Source organism: Microbacterium indicum DSM 19969 (assembly GCF_000422385.1).
In the GTDB taxonomy this organism is placed as follows: domain Bacteria; phylum Actinomycetota; class Actinomycetes; order Actinomycetales; family Microbacteriaceae; genus Microbacterium; species Microbacterium indicum.
Window position 1 is genome coordinate 35698 of sequence record NZ_AULR01000014.1, and the last position, 15936, is coordinate 51633.

Annotated in this window: 21 protein-coding genes; 13 read left to right on the top strand and 8 right to left on the bottom strand. The window is 70.4% G+C overall.

What is annotated here, in order from left to right; all coding sequences use genetic code 11:
- The first annotated feature begins 41 nt into the window (after nt 1-41).
- Nucleotides 42-1088, top strand: coding sequence for a 4-hydroxy-3-methylbut-2-enyl diphosphate reductase (locus H576_RS0110105; RefSeq protein WP_036320412.1), 1047 nt, complete (start codon nt 42-44; stop codon nt 1086-1088).
- Nucleotides 1085-1621, top strand: coding sequence for a DUF6264 family protein (locus H576_RS15295; RefSeq protein ID WP_051172588.1), 537 nt, complete (start codon nt 1085-1087; stop codon nt 1619-1621). The genes H576_RS0110105 and H576_RS15295 overlap by 4 nt, the downstream gene beginning before the upstream one ends.
- Nucleotides 1622-1673: 52 nt before the next feature.
- Here the strand turns inward: H576_RS15295 and fbaA are convergent, their stop codons facing one another.
- Nucleotides 1674-2705, bottom strand: coding sequence for a class II fructose-bisphosphate aldolase (fbaA, locus tag H576_RS0110115; RefSeq protein ID WP_029150844.1), 1032 nt, complete (start codon nt 2703-2705; stop codon nt 1674-1676).
- 161 nt (nt 2706-2866) lie between these two features.
- Between fbaA and glpX the strand changes: the two genes are divergently transcribed.
- Nucleotides 2867-3865, top strand: a complete 999-nt coding sequence (glpX, locus tag H576_RS0110120) for a class II fructose-bisphosphatase (protein ID WP_036320416.1) — start codon at nt 2867-2869, stop codon at nt 3863-3865.
- A 50-nt stretch (nt 3866-3915) separates the two neighbouring features.
- Nucleotides 3916-4116: a hypothetical protein gene (locus tag H576_RS0110125; protein WP_051172590.1), complete on the top strand. Its 201-nt coding sequence runs from the start codon at nt 3916-3918 to the stop codon at nt 4114-4116.
- Here the strand turns inward: H576_RS0110125 and H576_RS15300 are convergent.
- Nucleotides 4097-5281: a DNA recombination protein RmuC gene (locus tag H576_RS15300; RefSeq protein ID WP_084502676.1), complete on the bottom strand. Its 1185-nt coding sequence runs from the start codon at nt 5279-5281 to the stop codon at nt 4097-4099. The two genes, H576_RS0110125 and H576_RS15300, sit on opposite strands and share 20 nt — an antisense overlap.
- A 62-nt stretch (nt 5282-5343) precedes the next feature.
- Between H576_RS15300 and ychF the strand changes: the two genes are divergently transcribed.
- The 3 genes from ychF (at nt 5344) to H576_RS0110145 (ending at nt 7201) form a co-directional block, all read left to right on the top strand.
- Nucleotides 5344-6417 (top strand): redox-regulated ATPase YchF, encoded by a 1074-nt coding sequence (gene ychF / locus H576_RS0110135; RefSeq protein ID WP_029150847.1) that lies wholly within the window; start codon nt 5344-5346, stop codon nt 6415-6417.
- Between the two features lie 128 nt (nt 6418-6545).
- The gene (locus H576_RS0110140; protein WP_029150848.1) at nt 6546-6779 is read left to right on the top strand and encodes a FitA-like ribbon-helix-helix domain-containing protein; all 234 of its coding nucleotides are present in this window, start codon (nt 6546-6548) and stop codon (nt 6777-6779) included.
- On the top strand, nt 6776-7201 hold the full coding sequence (locus tag H576_RS0110145) for a type II toxin-antitoxin system VapC family toxin (RefSeq protein WP_029150849.1): 426 nt from the start codon (nt 6776-6778) through the stop codon (nt 7199-7201). Before H576_RS0110140 ends, H576_RS0110145 begins: the two co-directional genes overlap by 4 nt.
- Nucleotides 7202-7454: 253 nt before the next feature.
- On the opposite strand, the gene H576_RS15305 is transcribed toward H576_RS0110145, so the two are convergent.
- Nucleotides 7455-8588, bottom strand: a complete 1134-nt coding sequence (locus tag H576_RS15305; protein WP_156888200.1) for a hypothetical protein — start codon at nt 8586-8588, stop codon at nt 7455-7457.
- Between the two features lie 174 nt (nt 8589-8762).
- The gene (locus H576_RS0110155) at nt 8763-9221 is read right to left on the bottom strand and encodes a hypothetical protein (protein WP_029150850.1); all 459 of its coding nucleotides are present in this window, start codon (nt 9219-9221) and stop codon (nt 8763-8765) included.
- 56 nt (nt 9222-9277) lie between these two features.
- Here H576_RS0110155 and H576_RS0110160 point away from each other — a divergent pair, with 56 nt between their 5' ends.
- Nucleotides 9278-9820, top strand: coding sequence for a dihydrofolate reductase family protein (locus tag H576_RS0110160; RefSeq protein WP_029150851.1), 543 nt, complete (start codon nt 9278-9280; stop codon nt 9818-9820).
- Between the two features lie 22 nt (nt 9821-9842).
- Here the strand turns inward: H576_RS0110160 and H576_RS0110165 are convergent, their stop codons facing one another.
- Entirely contained in the window at nt 9843-10823 is a 981-nt protein-coding gene (locus H576_RS0110165) for an NAD-dependent epimerase/dehydratase family protein (protein ID WP_029150852.1), read from the bottom strand.
- A gap of 118 nt (nt 10824-10941) precedes the next feature.
- Here H576_RS0110165 and H576_RS15310 point away from each other — a divergent pair, with 118 nt between their 5' ends.
- Both H576_RS15310 and H576_RS0110175 read left to right on the top strand, forming a co-directional pair.
- Nucleotides 10942-11292, top strand: a complete 351-nt coding sequence (locus tag H576_RS15310) for an ArsR/SmtB family transcription factor (RefSeq protein ID WP_051172607.1) — start codon at nt 10942-10944, stop codon at nt 11290-11292.
- A complete protein-coding gene (locus tag H576_RS0110175; protein ID WP_029150853.1) occupies nt 11289-11780 on the top strand; it encodes an SRPBCC family protein in 492 nt (163 codons plus the stop codon). Before H576_RS15310 ends, H576_RS0110175 begins: the two co-directional genes overlap by 4 nt.
- Before the next feature lie 99 nt (nt 11781-11879).
- Here H576_RS0110175 and comJ read toward each other — a convergent pair whose 3' ends face one another.
- Both comJ and H576_RS0110185 read right to left on the bottom strand, forming a co-directional pair.
- Nucleotides 11880-12383, bottom strand: coding sequence for a competence protein ComJ (gene comJ / locus H576_RS0110180; protein ID WP_029150854.1), 504 nt, complete (start codon nt 12381-12383; stop codon nt 11880-11882).
- Nucleotides 12384-12447: 64 nt separating this feature from the next.
- Complete coding sequence (locus tag H576_RS0110185; protein WP_029150855.1) at nt 12448-12837, bottom strand: barstar family protein; 390 nt, start codon at nt 12835-12837, stop codon at nt 12448-12450.
- 211 nt (nt 12838-13048) lie between these two features.
- On the opposite strand from H576_RS0110185, the gene H576_RS17165 reads away from it, so the two are divergent.
- The gene (locus H576_RS17165; protein WP_029150856.1) at nt 13049-13420 is read left to right on the top strand and encodes a zinc ribbon domain-containing protein YjdM; all 372 of its coding nucleotides are present in this window, start codon (nt 13049-13051) and stop codon (nt 13418-13420) included.
- A 16-nt stretch (nt 13421-13436) separates the two neighbouring features.
- Here the strand turns inward: H576_RS17165 and H576_RS0110195 are convergent, their stop codons facing one another.
- Complete coding sequence (locus tag H576_RS0110195) at nt 13437-13730, bottom strand: DUF4287 domain-containing protein (RefSeq protein ID WP_029150857.1); 294 nt, start codon at nt 13728-13730, stop codon at nt 13437-13439.
- A 157-nt stretch (nt 13731-13887) separates the two neighbouring features.
- Between H576_RS0110195 and H576_RS17340 the strand changes: the two genes are divergently transcribed.
- The gene (locus H576_RS17340; protein ID WP_342664882.1) at nt 13888-14706 is read left to right on the top strand and encodes a putative quinol monooxygenase; all 819 of its coding nucleotides are present in this window, start codon (nt 13888-13890) and stop codon (nt 14704-14706) included.
- Nucleotides 14703-15857 carry a low temperature requirement protein A gene (locus H576_RS0110205; RefSeq protein ID WP_029150858.1) on the top strand — a complete coding sequence of 385 codons (1155 nt, stop codon included), beginning with the start codon at nt 14703-14705 and terminating at the stop codon, nt 15855-15857. The genes H576_RS17340 and H576_RS0110205 overlap by 4 nt, the downstream gene beginning before the upstream one ends.
- The last annotated feature ends 79 nt before the right edge of the window (nt 15858-15936 follow it).

Genomic DNA, 15936 nt, shown 5'->3' on the forward strand with positions numbered 1-15936 from the left:
ATTCCGGACGTCTGTCAAACGAAGCGCCGTACGCTGAGGGGATGAGCGCCACAGCCGTCTCGCTGCCCATTCCCCGCGTCCCCGTCCGGCGCGAGCCCCTCGTGGACCGGCCCGTCGACGGGAGCAAGAAGGTCCTCCTCGCCGCGCCCCGCGGGTACTGCGCCGGCGTCGACCGAGCGGTCGTGACGGTCGAGAAGGCTCTCGAGCGCTACGGATCCCCCGTGTACGTGCGCAAGCAGATCGTGCACAACATCCACGTGGTGCGCGAGCTCGAGGATCAGGGCGCGATCTTCGTCGACGAGGTCGACGAGGTCCCCGAGGGTGCGCACGTCGTCTTCAGCGCGCACGGCGTCTCGCCCGCCGTCGTCGACGCGGCCGCCGACCGCGGCCTGCAGGCGATCGACGCGACCTGCCCGCTCGTGACGAAGGTGCACCGCGAGGCCAAGCGGTTCGCCCGCGACGACTACCAGATCCTCCTCGTCGGCCACAGCGGCCACGAGGAGGTCGAGGGCACCGCGGGCGAGGCCCCCGGAAACGTCACGATCGTCAACAACCCCGACGAGGCCGACACGATCGAGGTCGACGACCCGTCGAAGCTCGTGTGGCTCTCGCAGACGACCCTCTCGGTCGACGAGACCATGGAGACGGTCGACCGCCTGCGCGCCCGCTTCCCCGATCTGCAGAACCCGCCGTCCGACGACATCTGCTACGCGACGCAGAACCGTCAGGTCGCGATCAAGAAGGTCGCCGCCGAGGCCGACCTCGTGATCGTGGTCGGATCCGCGAACTCGTCGAACAGCGTGCGCCTCGTCGAGGTCGCGCTGCAGCACGGCGCCAAGGCCGCGTACCGCATCGACTACGCCGACGAGGTGCGCCAGGAGTGGCTCGACGGCGTCAGCACCGTCGGCATCACGAGCGGCGCGAGCGTTCCCGACGTCCTCGTCCAGGAGCTCATGCGCGAGCTGGCCCAGGCCGGGTACCGCGACGTCGAGGAGGTCCGCACGGCCGAGGAGGACCTCATGTTCTCCCTGCCCAAGGAGCTGCGCACGGGCGCCCACCATCGCGGCGGTCGCGGGGTTGCGGCGTGAGCGGCGGATCACCGCAGTTCGGGCAGTTCGCGTCGCCCGATGATCAGGCCGCCCGCAGCGGGCGCCCCGCGGCGCAGCCCGTGGATCCGGCGCTCGTCCCGCAGGATGCGCCCGTGTTCGACACGGCGCAGGCGCCCGCTGGGGGCGGCGCCGCGGCGCCGGCCGGCGCGCGGCTCGCCGACCGCATCGTCACGATCGCGCTCCTCGCCTACGGGCTGTTCAACACCATCGGCTCGTTCGCGATCTACGCCGACCCGTCGTCGATCCTCGACGTGCTGGGTGTCGACGTCGAGCTGACCGATTACGCGGGGATCCGCACGCTCGGGATCGTCGCGACGGTCGTCGTCGTCGCCGGGTGGCTCGGCACGGCGGCAATCTGCTGGTGGCGTCTCGCGAGAAGGCGGAGCGCCTGGTGGATCGCGCTCCTCGCGGGCGTCGTCTTCAACTTCGTGGGCAGCCTTCTCATCACGATCCCGCTCGTGCAGGATCCCGCCGTCATGGACGCGCTCCTGAACCTCTCGGGCGCGAGCTGACGAGACGCGACAACGGCCCCGGATCCGCGGATCCGGGGCCGTTGTCGTCGTATCAGGCGCTGAGCGACCTGCCGTGCGATCCGAGCTGCTCGGTCGCCTCGATCACGCGGGCGGCCATCGCCGTCTCGGCGACCTTGCCCCACGCGCGCGGGTCGTACTTCTTCTTGTCGCCGACCTCGCCGTCGACCTTGAGCACGCCGGCGTAGTTCTCGTACATGTAGCCCGCGATCGAGCGGGTGAACGCGTACTGCGTGTCGGTGTCGATGTTCATCTTGATGACGCCGTTCGCGACGGCCGTGGCGATCTCCTCGGCCGAGGATCCCGATCCGCCGTGGAAGACGAGGTCGAGCGGCTTCTCGCCCGTGCCGAACTTCGCGGCGATGCCCTCCTGGATCTCGCCCAGGAGCTCGGGGCGCAGCTTGACGCCGCCCGGCTTGTAGACGCCGTGGACGTTGCCGAACGTGAGGGCCGAGATGTAGCGGCCCTGCTCGCCGAGGCCGAGCGCCTCGACGGCCTTCGTGACGTCGCCCACCGTCGTGTAGAGCGCATCGTTCGAGCCCTCGTGTGCGACGCCGTCCTCCTCGCCGCCGACGACGCCGACCTCGATCTCGAGGATCGCTCCGATCGCGTGCGTGCGGGGGAGCAGCTGCTTCGCGATCTCGATGTTCTCGTCGAGGGGAACGGCCGAGCCGTCCCACATGTGCGAGTTGAAGATCGGCTCGCCGCCGGCCTTCACCTGCGCCTCGCTCTCGGCGAGGACGGGGAGCAGGAAGCTGTCGAGCGCGTTCTGCGGGCAGTGATCGGTGTGGATCGCGACCGTGATGGGGTAGTTCTTCGCGACCTGGCGCACGTACTGCGCCATCGCGATCGCGCCCGTCGCGCGGCCCTTCACCGTGTGGCCGGCGAAGTAGTCGGCGCCGCCGGTCGTGACCTGGAGGATGCCGTCGGATCCCGCCTCGGTCAGGCCCTGGAGGACGGCGTTGATGGTCTGCGAGCTCGAGACGTTGAAGGCGGGGAAGGCGAAGCCGCTCTGCTTGGCCTTCGCGAACATCTCCGCGTACTGATCCGGGGTTGCGACCGGCATGACGATGCTCCTTCGAGAGGGGGGCGAATGCCCCTTCAGCCTAGGGCTCTCCGGGCGCGCGAGAAACCTCGCGTCGAATCGAAAGATCGCCGATTCTTTCTCGCTTCGAGGAGGCGAAAGCAGGCCCTTCTTCGCGTCTCGGGGCTAGCGTCGACGGAGTGATGGCAGAACACGAGATCCGTGACACCAGCGACCTGATTCCCCTGCAGCCCGACCGCAACATCGCGCTCGAGCTCGTGCGCGCGACGGAGGCCGCGGCGATCCGCTCCGTTCCGTTCATCGGCCGCGGCCAGAAGGAGCTCGCCGACGGCGCGGCCGTCGACGCCATGCGCGCCTTCCTCGCGACCGTCGAGTTCGACGGCCGCGTCGTGATCGGCGAGGGCGAGAAGGACCGCGCCCCCATGCTGTTCAACGGCGAGTCGGTGGGAACCGGTCGCGGCCGCGCATACGACATCGCGGTCGACCCGATCGACGGCACGAGCCTCACGGCCGCGGGCCGCAACAACGCTCTTTCGGTGATCGCGATGGCCCCGCGCGGCGCGATGCTCGACGCGTCGAGCGTCTTCTACATGGACAAGATCGTCACGGGCCCCGCGGGCCACGGCGTCGTCGACATCCGCAAGCCCATCGGCGAGAACATCCGCGCGCTCGCGGCGGCGCTCGGCAAGCCCGTCGAGGAGATGGTGGTTTCGGTCCTCGACCGGCCGCGCCACGAGCAGCTCATCGCCGACATCCGCGAGACGGGCGCCGGAACCCGCCTCATGAGCGACGGCGACGTCGCGGGCGGCATCAACGCCGCGCGCCACGACGCGCGCACCGACATGTGCGTGGGCATCGGCGGCAGCCCCGAGGGCATCGTGACGGCGTGCGCGATCAAGGCGCTCGGCGGCTTCATCCAGGGGCGCCTCGCTCCGCTCGACGACGACGAGCGCCAGCGCGCGATCGATGCGGGCCTCGACGTCGACGCGGTCCTCTCGGCCGACGAGCTCGTCACGAGCGACGACACGATCTTCGTCGCGACGGGCGTGACGGACGGCGCCCTGGTGGAGGGCGTGCACCGCCGCGGCGGCTACCTCTTCACCGAGAGCGTCGTCCTGCGCGGGCACTCGGGGACGCTCCGCCGCATCTCGAGCGAGCACCTCGAGTCGAAGTGGCTCTGACTGGGCGTTCTTCGTGAGGCTCGGCGGAGCGGCGTGAGAAGATGGCGACCATGGCCGATGGAACCGAGCAGAACCAGTCAGCCGGCGCGCGCGCCGTGGTGGCCCATGCACAGGATCCGGCACGTCGCCCCGACGTCCTCTTCCGCCGGCGCCGCCCGGAGGGGACCGAGCCGAGCGTCTGGTGGGCGATCGGCGGTTTCCTCGCCGTGTCGGCCATCGTGCTCGCGGGCCTCAATCTGATTCCGGGCTGAGCACAGCTCCTTCCGGTGAGAGCAGCTCCGGCGCCGTCGTGCGCCGGGGCTGCTTTTCGATGAGGGCGGGGGCCTGCGCGGCGTCGAGCTTCGTGTCGTCGATGCCGGGGAACCGTCGCGCCGTCACGAGAACGCGCGACTCGAGGGATCCGACGAGCCCGTTGTAGGCGTCGACGGTGCGCTCGATCGCCCGCCGCATGGCGTCGGTGTGGCCGGCGAGGGATCCGAGTCGGTCGTAGAGCTGCGTGCCGAGCTGCAGCAGCGTCTTCGCCTCATCGCTGACCTGCTGCTGGCTCCAGGCGTAGGACACCGTCTTGAGGACGGCCCAGAGGTTCACGGGGGAGGCGAGCGCGACGCGCTTGCCGAAGGCGTACTCCATGAGCGCGGGATCCTCGGCGAGGGCAGCCGAGAGCACCGACTCGCTGGGGATGAAGCAGATCACGAACTCGGGCGAGGTGTCGACGCCCGCCCAGTAGGCCTTGCGCGCGAGCGTGTCGACGTGGGCGCGGACCGCCTTGACGTGCCGCTGCATGAGATCGTCGCGCCGGGCCGCATCGTCTCCCGTCGCGGTCTCGGGGATCGCCGACGCGTCGAGGAACGCGTCGAGCGGAGCCTTGGCGTCGACCGCGATCGATGCGCCGCCCGGCAGGCGCACGAGCATGTCGGGGCGCCCGGCGCCCGCATCGGACGATATCGACGCCTGCACATCGAAGTCGACGCGGGCGAGGAGACCCGCCGACTCGACGATGCGGCGCAGCTGCGCCTCGCCCCACACGCCGCGGGTCTGGTTCGAGCGCAGCGCCCCGGCGAGCGACTCGGTCGTCTGCCGCAGCTGCTCGTCGGCGACGCGAGCGCCGCGCAGCTGCTCGGCGACCTGCCCGAACTGCATCTGCCGCTCGCGCTCCATCTGATCCACGCGCATCTGGACGCGGAGCAGGCTCTCCTGCACCGGGGCGAGCGCCGTGACGACGGCGTTCTCGCGCGAATCGCGTTGCGCGGCGGCCGCGCGCTCGCTGCTCGCGTAGCTCTCCTGCCGGTCGAGGGCGTCGCGCAGGCCCGCCGCCTCGGCCTCGGCCGCCGCGACGCGGGAGGACCGCGCGAACCACCCGATCGCGCCGCCCGCCGCGAGCGCCACGACCACGAGAACCACTGTCAGAACGTCCATGTGACAAGCCTCACCCGAAGCTCTGACATTCGAAGGGCGGCGCACACGTAAACTGGCGTGTCGTGGCTCTCACTATCGGCATCGTCGGCCTGCCCAACGTCGGCAAGTCCACGCTCTTCAACGCTCTGACCAAGAACACCGTGCTCGCGGCGAACTACCCGTTCGCGACGATCGAGCCGAACGTCGGCGTCGTCGAGCTGCCCGACCCGCGCCTCGACCGCCTGGCCGAGATCTTCGGATCGCAGAAGAGCCTCTACGCTCCCGTGTCGTTCGTCGACATCGCGGGCATCGTGCGCGGTGCGAGCGAGGGCGAGGGGCTCGGCAACCAGTTCCTCGCGAACATCCGCGAGGCCGATGCGATCGCGCAGGTCGTGCGCGGGTTCACCGACGGCGACGTCACGCACGTCGACGGCAAGGTCGACCCGGCCGCCGACATGGAGACCATCAACACCGAGCTGATGCTCGCCGACATGCAGACCCTCGAGAAGGCGATCCCGCGCGTCGAGAAGGAGGTCAAGGGCAAGAAGACCGACCCGGCGACCCTCGCGGCGGCGAAGGAGGCCCTCGCGGTCCTCGAGTCGGGCAAGACGCTCTTCCAGGCCGGCTTCGACACGACTCCCGTCAAGGAGCTCGGCCTCCTGACGGCGAAGCCCACGCTCTTCGTCTTCAACGTCGACGAGGGCGTCCTCACCGATGCCGACCGCATGCGCGAGCTCGCGGATCTCGTCGCCCCCGCCAAGGCCGTGTTCCTCGACGCGCAGGTCGAGTCGGAGCTCATCGGGCTCGAGCCCGATGAGGCGCTCGAGATGCTGCAGTCGCTCGGCCAGGAGGAGTCCGGTCTCGACCAGCTGGCCCGCGTCGGCTTCGAGACCCTCGGACTGCAGACCTACCTGACGGCTGGCCCGAAGGAGGCGCGCGCCTGGACGATCCCGCAGGGTGCGACCGCCCCGCAGGCCGCCGGCGTGATCCACTCCGACTTCGAGCGCGGATTCATCAAGGCTGAGATCGTGTCGTTCGCCGACCTCGACCAGTACGGATCCATGGCCGACGCCAAGGCCGCCGGCCGCGTCCGCATGGAGGGCAAGGAATACGTCATGCAGGACGGCGACGTGGTGGAGTTCCGCTTTAACGTGTGATGCGGGCTGATCCTGCTCCGCTGGCCCCGTCGATCGTCGTGATCGGCGGGGCTTCGTTGTCTCATTTTTGTCTTTCCGTGCCGAGTAATCCGCGCTATCATGATTGATAGCAGAAGGGCGTGTCTCTGATGTCATCCATCATCGTGCGTGGTCTCGATGACCGCGTGAAGCAGCAGCTCGCATCGCAGGCGAAGGAGCACGGGCGGTCCATGGAGGCCGAGGTTCGCGACATCCTGACGAAGGCCGCTCGACGGCCGCATATCGGCATGGCTCTTCTGGACGTGGCACGGGAACTTGGCGGGGTCGACGAGCTGCCGGTTCCGACGCGCGATGATGTCGCACGGGCGGCGGAGTTCGAATGATCGTCATCGACACGAACGTCATCTCGGAGATCTTTCGGTCCTCGCCGGAGCCTCGTGTCGTCGAGTGGCTCGTGTCGCTGACGGGCGACGTCGCAATCACCTCCATCACGCTCGCGGAGCTGCTTGCGGGTGTGCGCAGGCTCCCAGACGGCCGACGCAAAGACGAGCTGGCGCCGGGCATCGAGCAAGCGGTAGCGCCGTATCGGGGGAGCCGGTCGGTGCTCGCATTCGATGCTGACGCGGCGGAGCGATACACGGAGGTGCTCGCGTCGCGTGAGGCAGCAGGCGCGCCGGTCAGTACCGCCGACGCTCAAATCGCGGCGATCTGCTTGGCGCACGGGGCGACCTGCGCTACGCGCAATGTGAAGGATTTCCAGCACACCGGCGTCGAGCTGGTGGACCCGTGGACTGTGGACGTGTGAAGCGTCATTCGATCGAGATCTTCGCCCACACGTGGGATGCGCGCGCCGCGAGATCGTCATCGGGACGGAGGCCCTTGCGATCGCGGCCGCGTCTCGTTCGGCTGCTTGGACTGTCGAGAGCAAGTCGTCCCGTTCTCCGAGTCATGCGAATGGGAGAGGATCCGTGCACGCGAGAGTTCGGTCGGGCGTGATGGCGAATTCGTCGTGGACGAGTCCGGCCTGCCTGGATGCGCCGGGGAACCCCGGGTGGTCATTAGTCGCGGTGGGCGTCGAAGATCTCCCGGGCGCGTTCGCGGCCGACGAGGGCAGACGCGTGTTCGGCTGCGACGAGCTGGTCGACGGCCTCGCCGAGATCCTCCCTCTCGCCGGTGTCGATTCCCGGCAGGTCGTTGAAGGCGGTCGTGAAGCGTACGAGCGCCTGCTCGGCTTCCTCTGCCGTGGTCGCAGACGCGAGGGCCTTCTGTGCAGCTCGGTGGGCGCGGATCGCCTTCTTCTGCAGGCTCTCGGGCTCCCATCCGCCGTAGGGGAGTCCGTACTCGGCGACGAACCATTCCCGGGATCGCAGCTGAGACACGGACGAATACCGAAGGGGCCGCTGCCGGGAGACGGCGCGCACGTCGGCCCGCAGCTGCCTGCCGGCTGCCTGGTCGACGTTGAAGGCGATGAAGGTCTCCAACTGCGGGAAGGTCGCCAAGGGCGGGAAGCCCTCGAGGTCGGGTACATAGCGCAGCTCGAGGCGGGTCAGGTTCGGGAGCCGCGTCAGTGCGTCGAAGTCGGTGAAGGATCCGCGCAGCTGCAGATGGGTCAGGTTCGGCCAGGCGTGCAGGCTCGTCAAGCTGATCGGGGCTTCGAGTGGCCCGTGCGAAAGACTCAGACCGCCGATCTCGCGCAGCCCGGGAGGCGCGGCCACGGTGACCGCGGTCGTCGATGCGCCGCGGGCCGTCCCGGTGTCCGGAGACAGCGTCAGCATGCCGGGGGCGCCGGCGACGGCGCGGAACCGGTCGAGGTGACCTCGAAGAGTCAGGGAACGCATCGCCCGTTCCGGGAGGACGAGCGAGAGCGGTTCGTCGGGCACGTCGATCAGCAGGTGATCGATCTGCGCCGCGGCGGCGTCGACCGTCCGGCCGTGCGTGGGGGACCAGACCACGGACTCGATGCGGCGGTGCGCCGACCAGGCGAAGAACCCGGCGTCGTCCCCGTGGTACCTGATCACGCGCGGCCACGCCGCCCCGGACGGGTCCGCGAACCGGTCGAAGCACGACCAGTCGATGATCTCGTCCGCCGCCACCCGCAGAGCGCAGGCCGCGTCGGCAGGCGCGTCCGGGCCGATCTGCAGCAGCCCCACCCCGGGATCCAGGGTCAGCACGTGGCTGTCCGGACCGGTCACCGACAACCGCACTCCCGCGTTCGCACCGCCCATGGACCAATTATCGTGCGCGCTCGGTCGCGTTCCGGTCCGACCCCCGGTTGCTTGGGGCTCGCGCCGCCTGTACCCGGGCCCTCCGGATCCTCGGGCCGCGCGGTCAGCAGACGATCGGGAGGGTGACCGCGCGCCGCCGGGTCAGTACTCGCCCTTGATCACGAAGTAGGAGCCGCGGATCGTGCCGGCGAGCTTCGACTGCTGCCGCGCGAACTTGAAGGTGCCGAGCTCGTCGGGGACGTCCATGCCGTCGGAGAGCTTGAAGCCGACGGCGTGCTTGCCGCCTTCCGCGAGCTCGTAGAGGACGTTGATCGCGAGACCCGACTCGTAGAACACGTATGCCCAGCGGATGCCGGGGATCGGAGGCTCAGCCACCTCGAGCGCGGGGGAGGCGATGACGATCCCGCGCTCGTCGGTCAGGATCTTCGTGACCCACGCCAGGGTGTCGGTCCCCTCGGCCGGCTCCGTGGTGAAGTCGAGGTCGTACTTGTTGCGGATGTAGCGCGCCTCGTTGGCGCGGAGGCCCGCCAGCGCGTCTGGGAGGGGCGAGGATTCCAGCCCGATCGTGGATACGTTCACGAAGTCGACGACGTACGGCATGGGATCACGCTATACCTCGTCCCGGCGATGTCGGGGGTTCTCGGTACCGTGACGCCATGACGGTCCACTACTACACATCGAGCAGCCTCGACGGCTTCATCGCGACGGCCGATCACTCTCTCGAGTGGCTGTTCCGGCAGGACTTCGACCAGGACGGCCCCATGAACCACACGACGTTCATCGAGGGCATGGGTGCACTCGTCATGGGGTCGTCCACGTACGAGTGGCTCCGCGAAGCGGAAGACGAGTGGCCGTACTCGCATCCGACGTTCGTCCTGACGACGCGGGAGCTCGCCGCGCCTCCGGGCGCTGACGTACGCCTCGTGCGCGGAGACGTGAGCGACTCCTTCGACGCCGTGCGCGAAGCCGCGGCGCAGAGCGACATCTGGGTCGTCGGCGGCGGCGATGTGGCCGGCCAGTTCGCCGACGCGGGCCTGCTCGACGAGGTGTGGGTGCAGTTCGCTCCCGTGATGCTCGGATCCGGGCGCCCGGTGCTGCCCCGGGAAATCGATCTCGAACTCGTGGACGTGGCCCGCAATCGGGCCTTCGCGTGCGCGCGATACCGCGTGGTCCCATCGGCCGCCGCCGCGGCCGGGTGATGAGGAAGAGCGAGGGCGGCGCTCAGCCTCGGAGTTCGAGCGCGGCGCGCACGCGGCGCTCGTCGGCGTCGTCGAGGCCCGCTCGCCTCGGGCCGCCCCGGCTCTCCTCGAAGGCAAGCGCATCGCGCAGCGTCTCGCGGAGGGGGCGCGTGGTGAGGCCGTTCGCGCGCGCCCGTGTCGTGTCGAGCGTCGCGAAGCCCCGCCAGCCCGGGTCGTCGATCCACAGAGGGAGCGATGCGGGCCCCATCCAGGATCCGATTCCGAGAGCCGCGAGCTGGGCGCCTGACACGAGTCTCGCGGGCGTGCTGCTTCCCGCGACCTCGGCAGATGCGGCGAGCACATCTCTCAGCGCGGTCGTCGGGCCCGTCGCGTTGAACACGCCGTCGAGGTGCTGCTCCGCCGCCAGGACGATCCATGCGGCGAGATCGCGGACGTCGATCATCGCGCACGGGAAGTCGGGGTCGTCGGGCGCGATCACATCGTCGCCGGTGGGGTGCGCGAACCGCAAGGGCCAGTACCCGCTGCGGCCCGTTTCGTCGCCCGGGCCGCCGATCAGGCCGGGGCGGACGATGGTCGCGGATCCCGCGGCAGCGCGGAAGGCGGCTTCGCACGCGACCTTGGCCTCGCCGTATGCCTCCATGTCGTCCAGGGCGTCGCCCGCGAATGCGGTGCGCACCGTCGAGCGCTCGTCCTGCTCGAGATCCACGAAGTCCGCGTAGACGTTTCCTGACGACACGAAGACCCAGTGCGCGCCGTCGAGGTCCCGCACGGCGCGGCGCGCCTGTCCGGGCTGGCTGGTGACGTCGACGACCGCGTCCCACGATCCGGCCGCCACGGGCTCGAGACCCCGATCGTCATCCCGATCGGCGACGACCAGGTCGATCCCCTCCGGCGCGGGGCGCGTCCCGCGAGCTAGACACGTCACGTCGTGGCCGCGGGCCGCGGCTTCCACGGCGACCTGCCGCCCGAGGAAGGCGGTGCCGCCCAGGATCAGGATCCTCATGTTCCTCAGGCAACCACGCGGACCGGCTCCGTGCGGCGGAGTTCGCCGCGAGTGGATACGTCGGCGGGTCCAATAAATACGGTTGCGCATATATATGGCACGGCGTATGGTCGGGAACATGATCTCGACCGACCTGCTGGAAGCCATCGCCGAACCGACGAGGCAGCGCATCCTCGACGCCATCCGCGGCGAGGAACGGTCGGTCGGAGACCTCGTCGAGATCGTCGGGATGCACCAGCCCGGCGTCTCGAGGCATCTCCGGGTGCTCCGCGACGCCGGGCTGGTGGACGTCCGGCGCGACGCGCAACGGCGGTTCTACCGGCTCCGACCGCAGCCGCTCATGGAGCTGGACGCGTGGCTCGAGCCCTACCGGCTCGAGTGGTCAAACCGGCTCGACAACCTGGAACGCCACCTCGAACGCACGGCGACAGCAGCACCGAGAACCCTCTCGACGAAGGAGACATCATGAGCACCGCACCCAGCCCCACCGGAACGATCGAACGCACCGCAGACGGCGGACGCGTCCGGTTCGAACGCCGCCTCGCCTTCCCGATCGGCGAGGTGTGGGCCGCGATCACCGAGCCCGAGCGCCTCGGAGACTGGTGGCCGCCCATGGCCGCCGAGATCACCGTCGACCTCCGCGAGGGCGGGAAGATCGTCTTCGAGTGGCCCGACGTCGACTTCCCGACGATGGAGTTCGAGATCACCCGCCTCGACGCGCCAAACCTCCTCGAGCACACGCACACGAGCCCCGGATTCTGGATGCGCTGGGAGCTGGAGAGCGTGGACAGCGGAACGCGGCTCGGCGCGACCTACTCCGTGCCCGACATCGACATGGCGATCCGGCGCGGCGACGTCGTCGGCCTCCACTACTCGATCGATCGCCTCGCGCCCGCGCTCGCCGGAGCCCCGGTCGGGTGGGACCCCGACGCGTTCCAGGAGCTCGCCGCGGCGTAGGCGGAGGCCGGATCCGAGGCCTGACGGCGAGGCGGGAGGCGCGCACGGATCGGACCGCGCGGGCCTCCCGCCTCATCGGCCCCGAACGGGGCCTCGGAATCAGAACATGCCGGTGCAGAGCGGCTGCCCGGCCTCGCCGCCCCACTCGTCGTCGATCAGGAAGCGCGGGGCGGCGGGTGACGCATTCGGAACGAACGTGAAGCGGTAGTAGATCTCCGCGTCCTCGTCTTCGCCCTCGCAGATCTCGAAGTGCACGTCGTAGCTTCCGGCGACGAGGCCGAGTTCGACGGGGAACGACTCGGCGGCGGAGGCGACCTCGACGGCCCCCGGTTCGGCGACCGCGAAAGGCGCGACGATGCTGCGGGCCGCGTCGGGGTCGGGCGAGAACGCGCTGGCGAGCATCAGATGCACCATGGCGCCGAAGGCCTCTTCGGGGAGCGGATCGAACGTGAGGTAGTCGGGGTGGAGGACGGCGCCCTGGTCGCCGTTGCCCGGCCCCCACTGGGCGAGCCCGTCGTCGTAGGGGCGGGCGCGCACGAGGACCTGGTGATGCGCGATCAGGAGGTCGACGCTCTGCTCGTTCGTATCGTCGTCGCGTGTCATGCTCCGATGCTCGCGGATCCGCCGGCCTCCCGATACCGGGTCGCCGCGATCCGTGCGACCGGGCCTACGTCAGCCGCAGGTCGATCAGGGGGTGGTCGCCGAAGACCTCGAGCACGATCTCGAAGTAGGTCTTCCCCGTCCCCGCACGGAGGGCCGCGAGGTCGGCCCGGAACCGGTCGGCGTCGAAGGTCCCGGGCCGAGCGATCTTGCCCTCGAGCCACCGCTCGGTCGCGGCGACGCCTAGGGTCTCCCGGGCGCGCGCGTGGTCGCACCACGCGACGATCGCGGGATCCCCGGCGCGCGTCTCCGCGTCGAGTCGGTACAGGACGTCGTCCAGCGCGTCGAGGCTCTCGCCCAGGCGCCAGTCCTCCTCGCGCATGAACTCGCGGTCGAACTGCTCGTAGAGGTCGGGGATCCCGTGGATCGCCAGGCCGTCGATCCGGTACTCGGGCATGGGGCCACCCTGTCACACGGTGTCGACCTCGCCCGAGGAATCGAGCGGCGGCGAGCGCCCCGCGGGCTCGTCGGCCGGGAGAGGTTCGCTTAGGATTGATCGGCTCGCGGACCGATGGCTGTGGTCGGGCGGGCCGGGCCTCCGCCAGCGGGGCCCCGGATCATCACGACGAGCGTCTCCCGGTTGCGGGGACGAGAGGGAGCCCGGCGCGGTGTCCGACGTCCTTCCCGACTGCCCCGAATGCGGCGAATCCTTCACGTACGAGCAGGGCGCCCTGCTCGTGTGCCCCATGTGCGGTCACGAGTGGGCCGCGAGAGGATCGGACGCCGACGCGCCGGCGGACGACGCTGCGCGCGCGATCACGGAAGCAGTCGGCAACAACGAGCTCTCGGACGGCGACACGGTCTCGGTCGTGAAGGACCTCAAGGTCAAGGGAGCAGGCGGCGGCACCGTCAAGGTCGGCACGAAGGTCAAGGGCATCCGCCTGATCTCCGACGGCGTCGGCGATCACGACATCGACGCGAACGTGCCCGGGTTCGGCCGCATGCAGCTCAAGTCGAGCGTGGTGAAGAAGGTCCTCTGACCGCCGCGGCGGCACGTCAGCTCGCGGGTTTCGTCGCGACGCCGTCGAGCCAGAGCGTCTCGGACTCGTCGCGGTGGGCGCCGTCGGTCCCGGCGTGCTTCGAGCTGATCGTCGGCCCCTTCTGGATCACGTGAACGAGCGCCATCCCGTGGCCGCGCCCGAGGTCGTAGTCGTCCTTGAGCCAGGTGAGGATCTCTCCGGCCTTGACGCCGGGGGCGTCGAGGCCCTTGTCGTGGGGGATGTCCACGAGCTGGCGAGGCGTGAGCCCCGTCTTCTTCTCGATGGTGTCGAGGTAGGCCTGAAACGACATCCGCTCTCTCCGTTTGCATCCGAGCACCGATCGGCTCTGGGGCGAAGGCTACGGACCGGCGCCGCGGGATCACAAGGCCCCGCGGCGGATCCGGCCGCGGAGCAGCGCGCGGTGCCGATCGGGCGAGGGCGTGGGCTCTCGATACGCTCTCTGGGTGGTGTCCATCCAGACTCTGACCGATGACGACCGTCGGACGCTGGCGCGGTGGGCGCTCGCGTGCGCCGAGCGCGTGCTCCCGATGTTCGACGGCGACGAAGCGGCACGCGCGGAGATCCGAGACGCCGTCGCCCGCACGCGCGCATACGGCGCGGGGGAGAGCTCCGCCGCCGCCGAGATCCGCAAGCGCCTCGTCGGGGTGAAGGCGGCGCAGGCCGCGACGACGCCCGCCGGCGCAGCGGCGGCGCGGGCGGCGGGCCAGGCCGCGGCCGTCGCGCACATGGGCGCGCACGCCCTGGGCGCCGCCGCCTACGCGGCTCGGGCCGTGTCGCTCGCAGACCCGGGCCGGCCCGAGGCCGTGGACGACGAGATCCGCTGGCAGCTCGCCGACCTGCGCGGCGCGGAGCGCGAGGCGCTGCGTCGCCTTCCCGCGCTGGGCGCGGATCCGTCGGGCCCGCTCGGCGACGGCCTCCTCGCGCGCGGGATCCTCGGGTCGACGATCCGCCGGATCCAGCGGGAGATCGGCGCCGGGCGCCCGGCCGGCGAGGTGGGCCTCACGGGCCGTCTCGTGTGCGCTGGCCGCGACGAGGCGGAGATCGTCCTCCGCCACCTCCCGCTGCACACCGAGCTCTCGCGCGCGGAGCCGGGCTGCCTGCGCTTCGAGGTCGCGGCGACGGAGGACCCGCTCGTCTGGAGCGTCTCCGAGCTCTTCGCCGACCGCGAGTCGTTCGACCGCCACCAGGCCTGCGTCCGGGCGAGCGAGTGGGGCCGCGCGACTGCCGGCATCGCGCGCGACTACGTCGTGGAGGAGCGGTCGTGAGCGGCGCGCCTCTCGCCCGCGCGGGGCACCGTCGTTCCGAGGTCGGGCCGGTCGAGCTCTTCTTCGACCTCGTCTACGTCTTCGCGATCGTCCAGCTCTCGCACCTGCTCATCGAGCACCTCTCGTGGGCGGGCGCGGCGCAGACCGTCGTCGTGTTCGCGGCCGTGTGGTGGGGCTGGAACTACACCGCCTGGGCGATGAACTGGCTGGATCCGAGCCGCACCCCGGTGCAGCTGCTCTCGGCCGTCCTCATGCTCGCGGCACTCGGCATGGCGATTGCCATTCCGACCGCCTTCGGGGACGGGGTCTGGCTGTTCGTCGGCTGCTATCTGTTCATGGGCGTGCTGCGCCCGGTGTTCATGATGGTCGCCTACCGCGGGCGGCAGCTCGCCGAGAACTACCGCATGCTCCTGATCTGGACCCTGCTCGCCGGGGTGTTCTGGATCGCGGGCGCGGCCCTGCCCGCCGAGTGGCGCCTCGCGATGTGGCTCGTCGCGCTCGTCGTCGATTATGCGGCGCCGCTCGCCCAGTACCGGATCCCCGGCGTCGGATCGGCGCCCATGGACACCTGGGATACGGACGCCGGGCACCTCGCGGAGCGCAACCGCCTCGTCTTCATCATCGCGCTCGGCGAATCGGTTCTGCTCATGGGCGGGGCGGTCGTCGAGCACGGACATCTCACGGTGGGGCTCGCGCTCAGCGTCCTCGTGGGCTTCGCGTCGCTCTTCGTCCTGTGGTGGAACTACTTCGCTCTCGCGGGGGCCGAGGCCGCGGGCGGAGACGCGTCGACGGGGGCGCTCCGCTCGGCATACGCGTATGCGCATGCGCTCATGGTCCTCGGGGCGATCCTCGTCGCGGTCTCGATCGAGCTCCGGCTCGCGCACGACCACCTCACGGCCGCGAGCGTCGTCGTCACGATCGCCGGGCCAGTCGTATACCTGGTCGGCAATGTGCTCTTCCTCCGCTCGCGGTTCGGCCGGCTGGCGCGGTCGCGGTTCGTCGCGATGGGGATCCTCTGCCTCATCGCCGTCGCGGCGCTGCTGCTCGGCGAACACCTTCCCGTCCTCGCGCTGAGCATCGCCGTGCTCGCCGTGACGGCGACGCTCGCGGCGCTCACCGCGCGGCAGGGCCGGGCGCCGGCGCCCGGCTGACGTCCCCCCCCCCGCAGCGGGCGTGCCCGTGCGGGCAGCTGCCCCGCCAGCATCGCGGCGAGAGCGACGGCGAAGCCGA

Excerpts from the sequence above, each read along its gene's own strand:
- H576_RS0110105 (WP_036320412.1), top strand. The coding sequence starts at position 42 with ATGAGCGCCACAGCCGTCTCGCTGCCCATTCCCCGCGTCCCCGTCCGG.
- fbaA (WP_029150844.1), bottom strand. The coding sequence starts at position 2,705 with ATGCCGGTCGCAACCCCGGATCAGTACGCGGAGATGTTCGCGAAGGCC.
- glpX (WP_036320416.1), top strand. The coding sequence starts at position 2,867 with ATGGCAGAACACGAGATCCGTGACACCAGCGACCTGATTCCCCTGCAG.
- H576_RS0110125 (WP_051172590.1), top strand. The coding sequence starts at position 3,916 with ATGGCCGATGGAACCGAGCAGAACCAGTCAGCCGGCGCGCGCGCCGTG.
- H576_RS15300 (WP_084502676.1), bottom strand. The coding sequence starts at position 5,281 with ATGGACGTTCTGACAGTGGTTCTCGTGGTCGTGGCGCTCGCGGCGGGC.
- H576_RS0110140 (WP_029150848.1), top strand. The coding sequence starts at position 6,546 with ATGTCATCCATCATCGTGCGTGGTCTCGATGACCGCGTGAAGCAGCAG.
- H576_RS0110145 (WP_029150849.1), top strand. The coding sequence starts at position 6,776 with ATGATCGTCATCGACACGAACGTCATCTCGGAGATCTTTCGGTCCTCG.
- H576_RS0110155 (WP_029150850.1), bottom strand. The coding sequence starts at position 9,221 with ATGCCGTACGTCGTCGACTTCGTGAACGTATCCACGATCGGGCTGGAA.
- H576_RS0110160 (WP_029150851.1), top strand. The coding sequence starts at position 9,278 with ATGACGGTCCACTACTACACATCGAGCAGCCTCGACGGCTTCATCGCG.
- H576_RS0110165 (WP_029150852.1), bottom strand. The coding sequence starts at position 10,823 with ATGAGGATCCTGATCCTGGGCGGCACCGCCTTCCTCGGGCGGCAGGTC.
- H576_RS15310 (WP_051172607.1), top strand. The coding sequence starts at position 10,942 with ATGATCTCGACCGACCTGCTGGAAGCCATCGCCGAACCGACGAGGCAG.
- H576_RS0110175 (WP_029150853.1), top strand. The coding sequence starts at position 11,289 with ATGAGCACCGCACCCAGCCCCACCGGAACGATCGAACGCACCGCAGAC.
- comJ (WP_029150854.1), bottom strand. The coding sequence starts at position 12,383 with ATGACACGCGACGACGATACGAACGAGCAGAGCGTCGACCTCCTGATC.
- H576_RS0110185 (WP_029150855.1), bottom strand. The coding sequence starts at position 12,837 with ATGCCCGAGTACCGGATCGACGGCCTGGCGATCCACGGGATCCCCGAC.
- H576_RS0110195 (WP_029150857.1), bottom strand. The coding sequence starts at position 13,730 with ATGTCGTTTCAGGCCTACCTCGACACCATCGAGAAGAAGACGGGGCTC.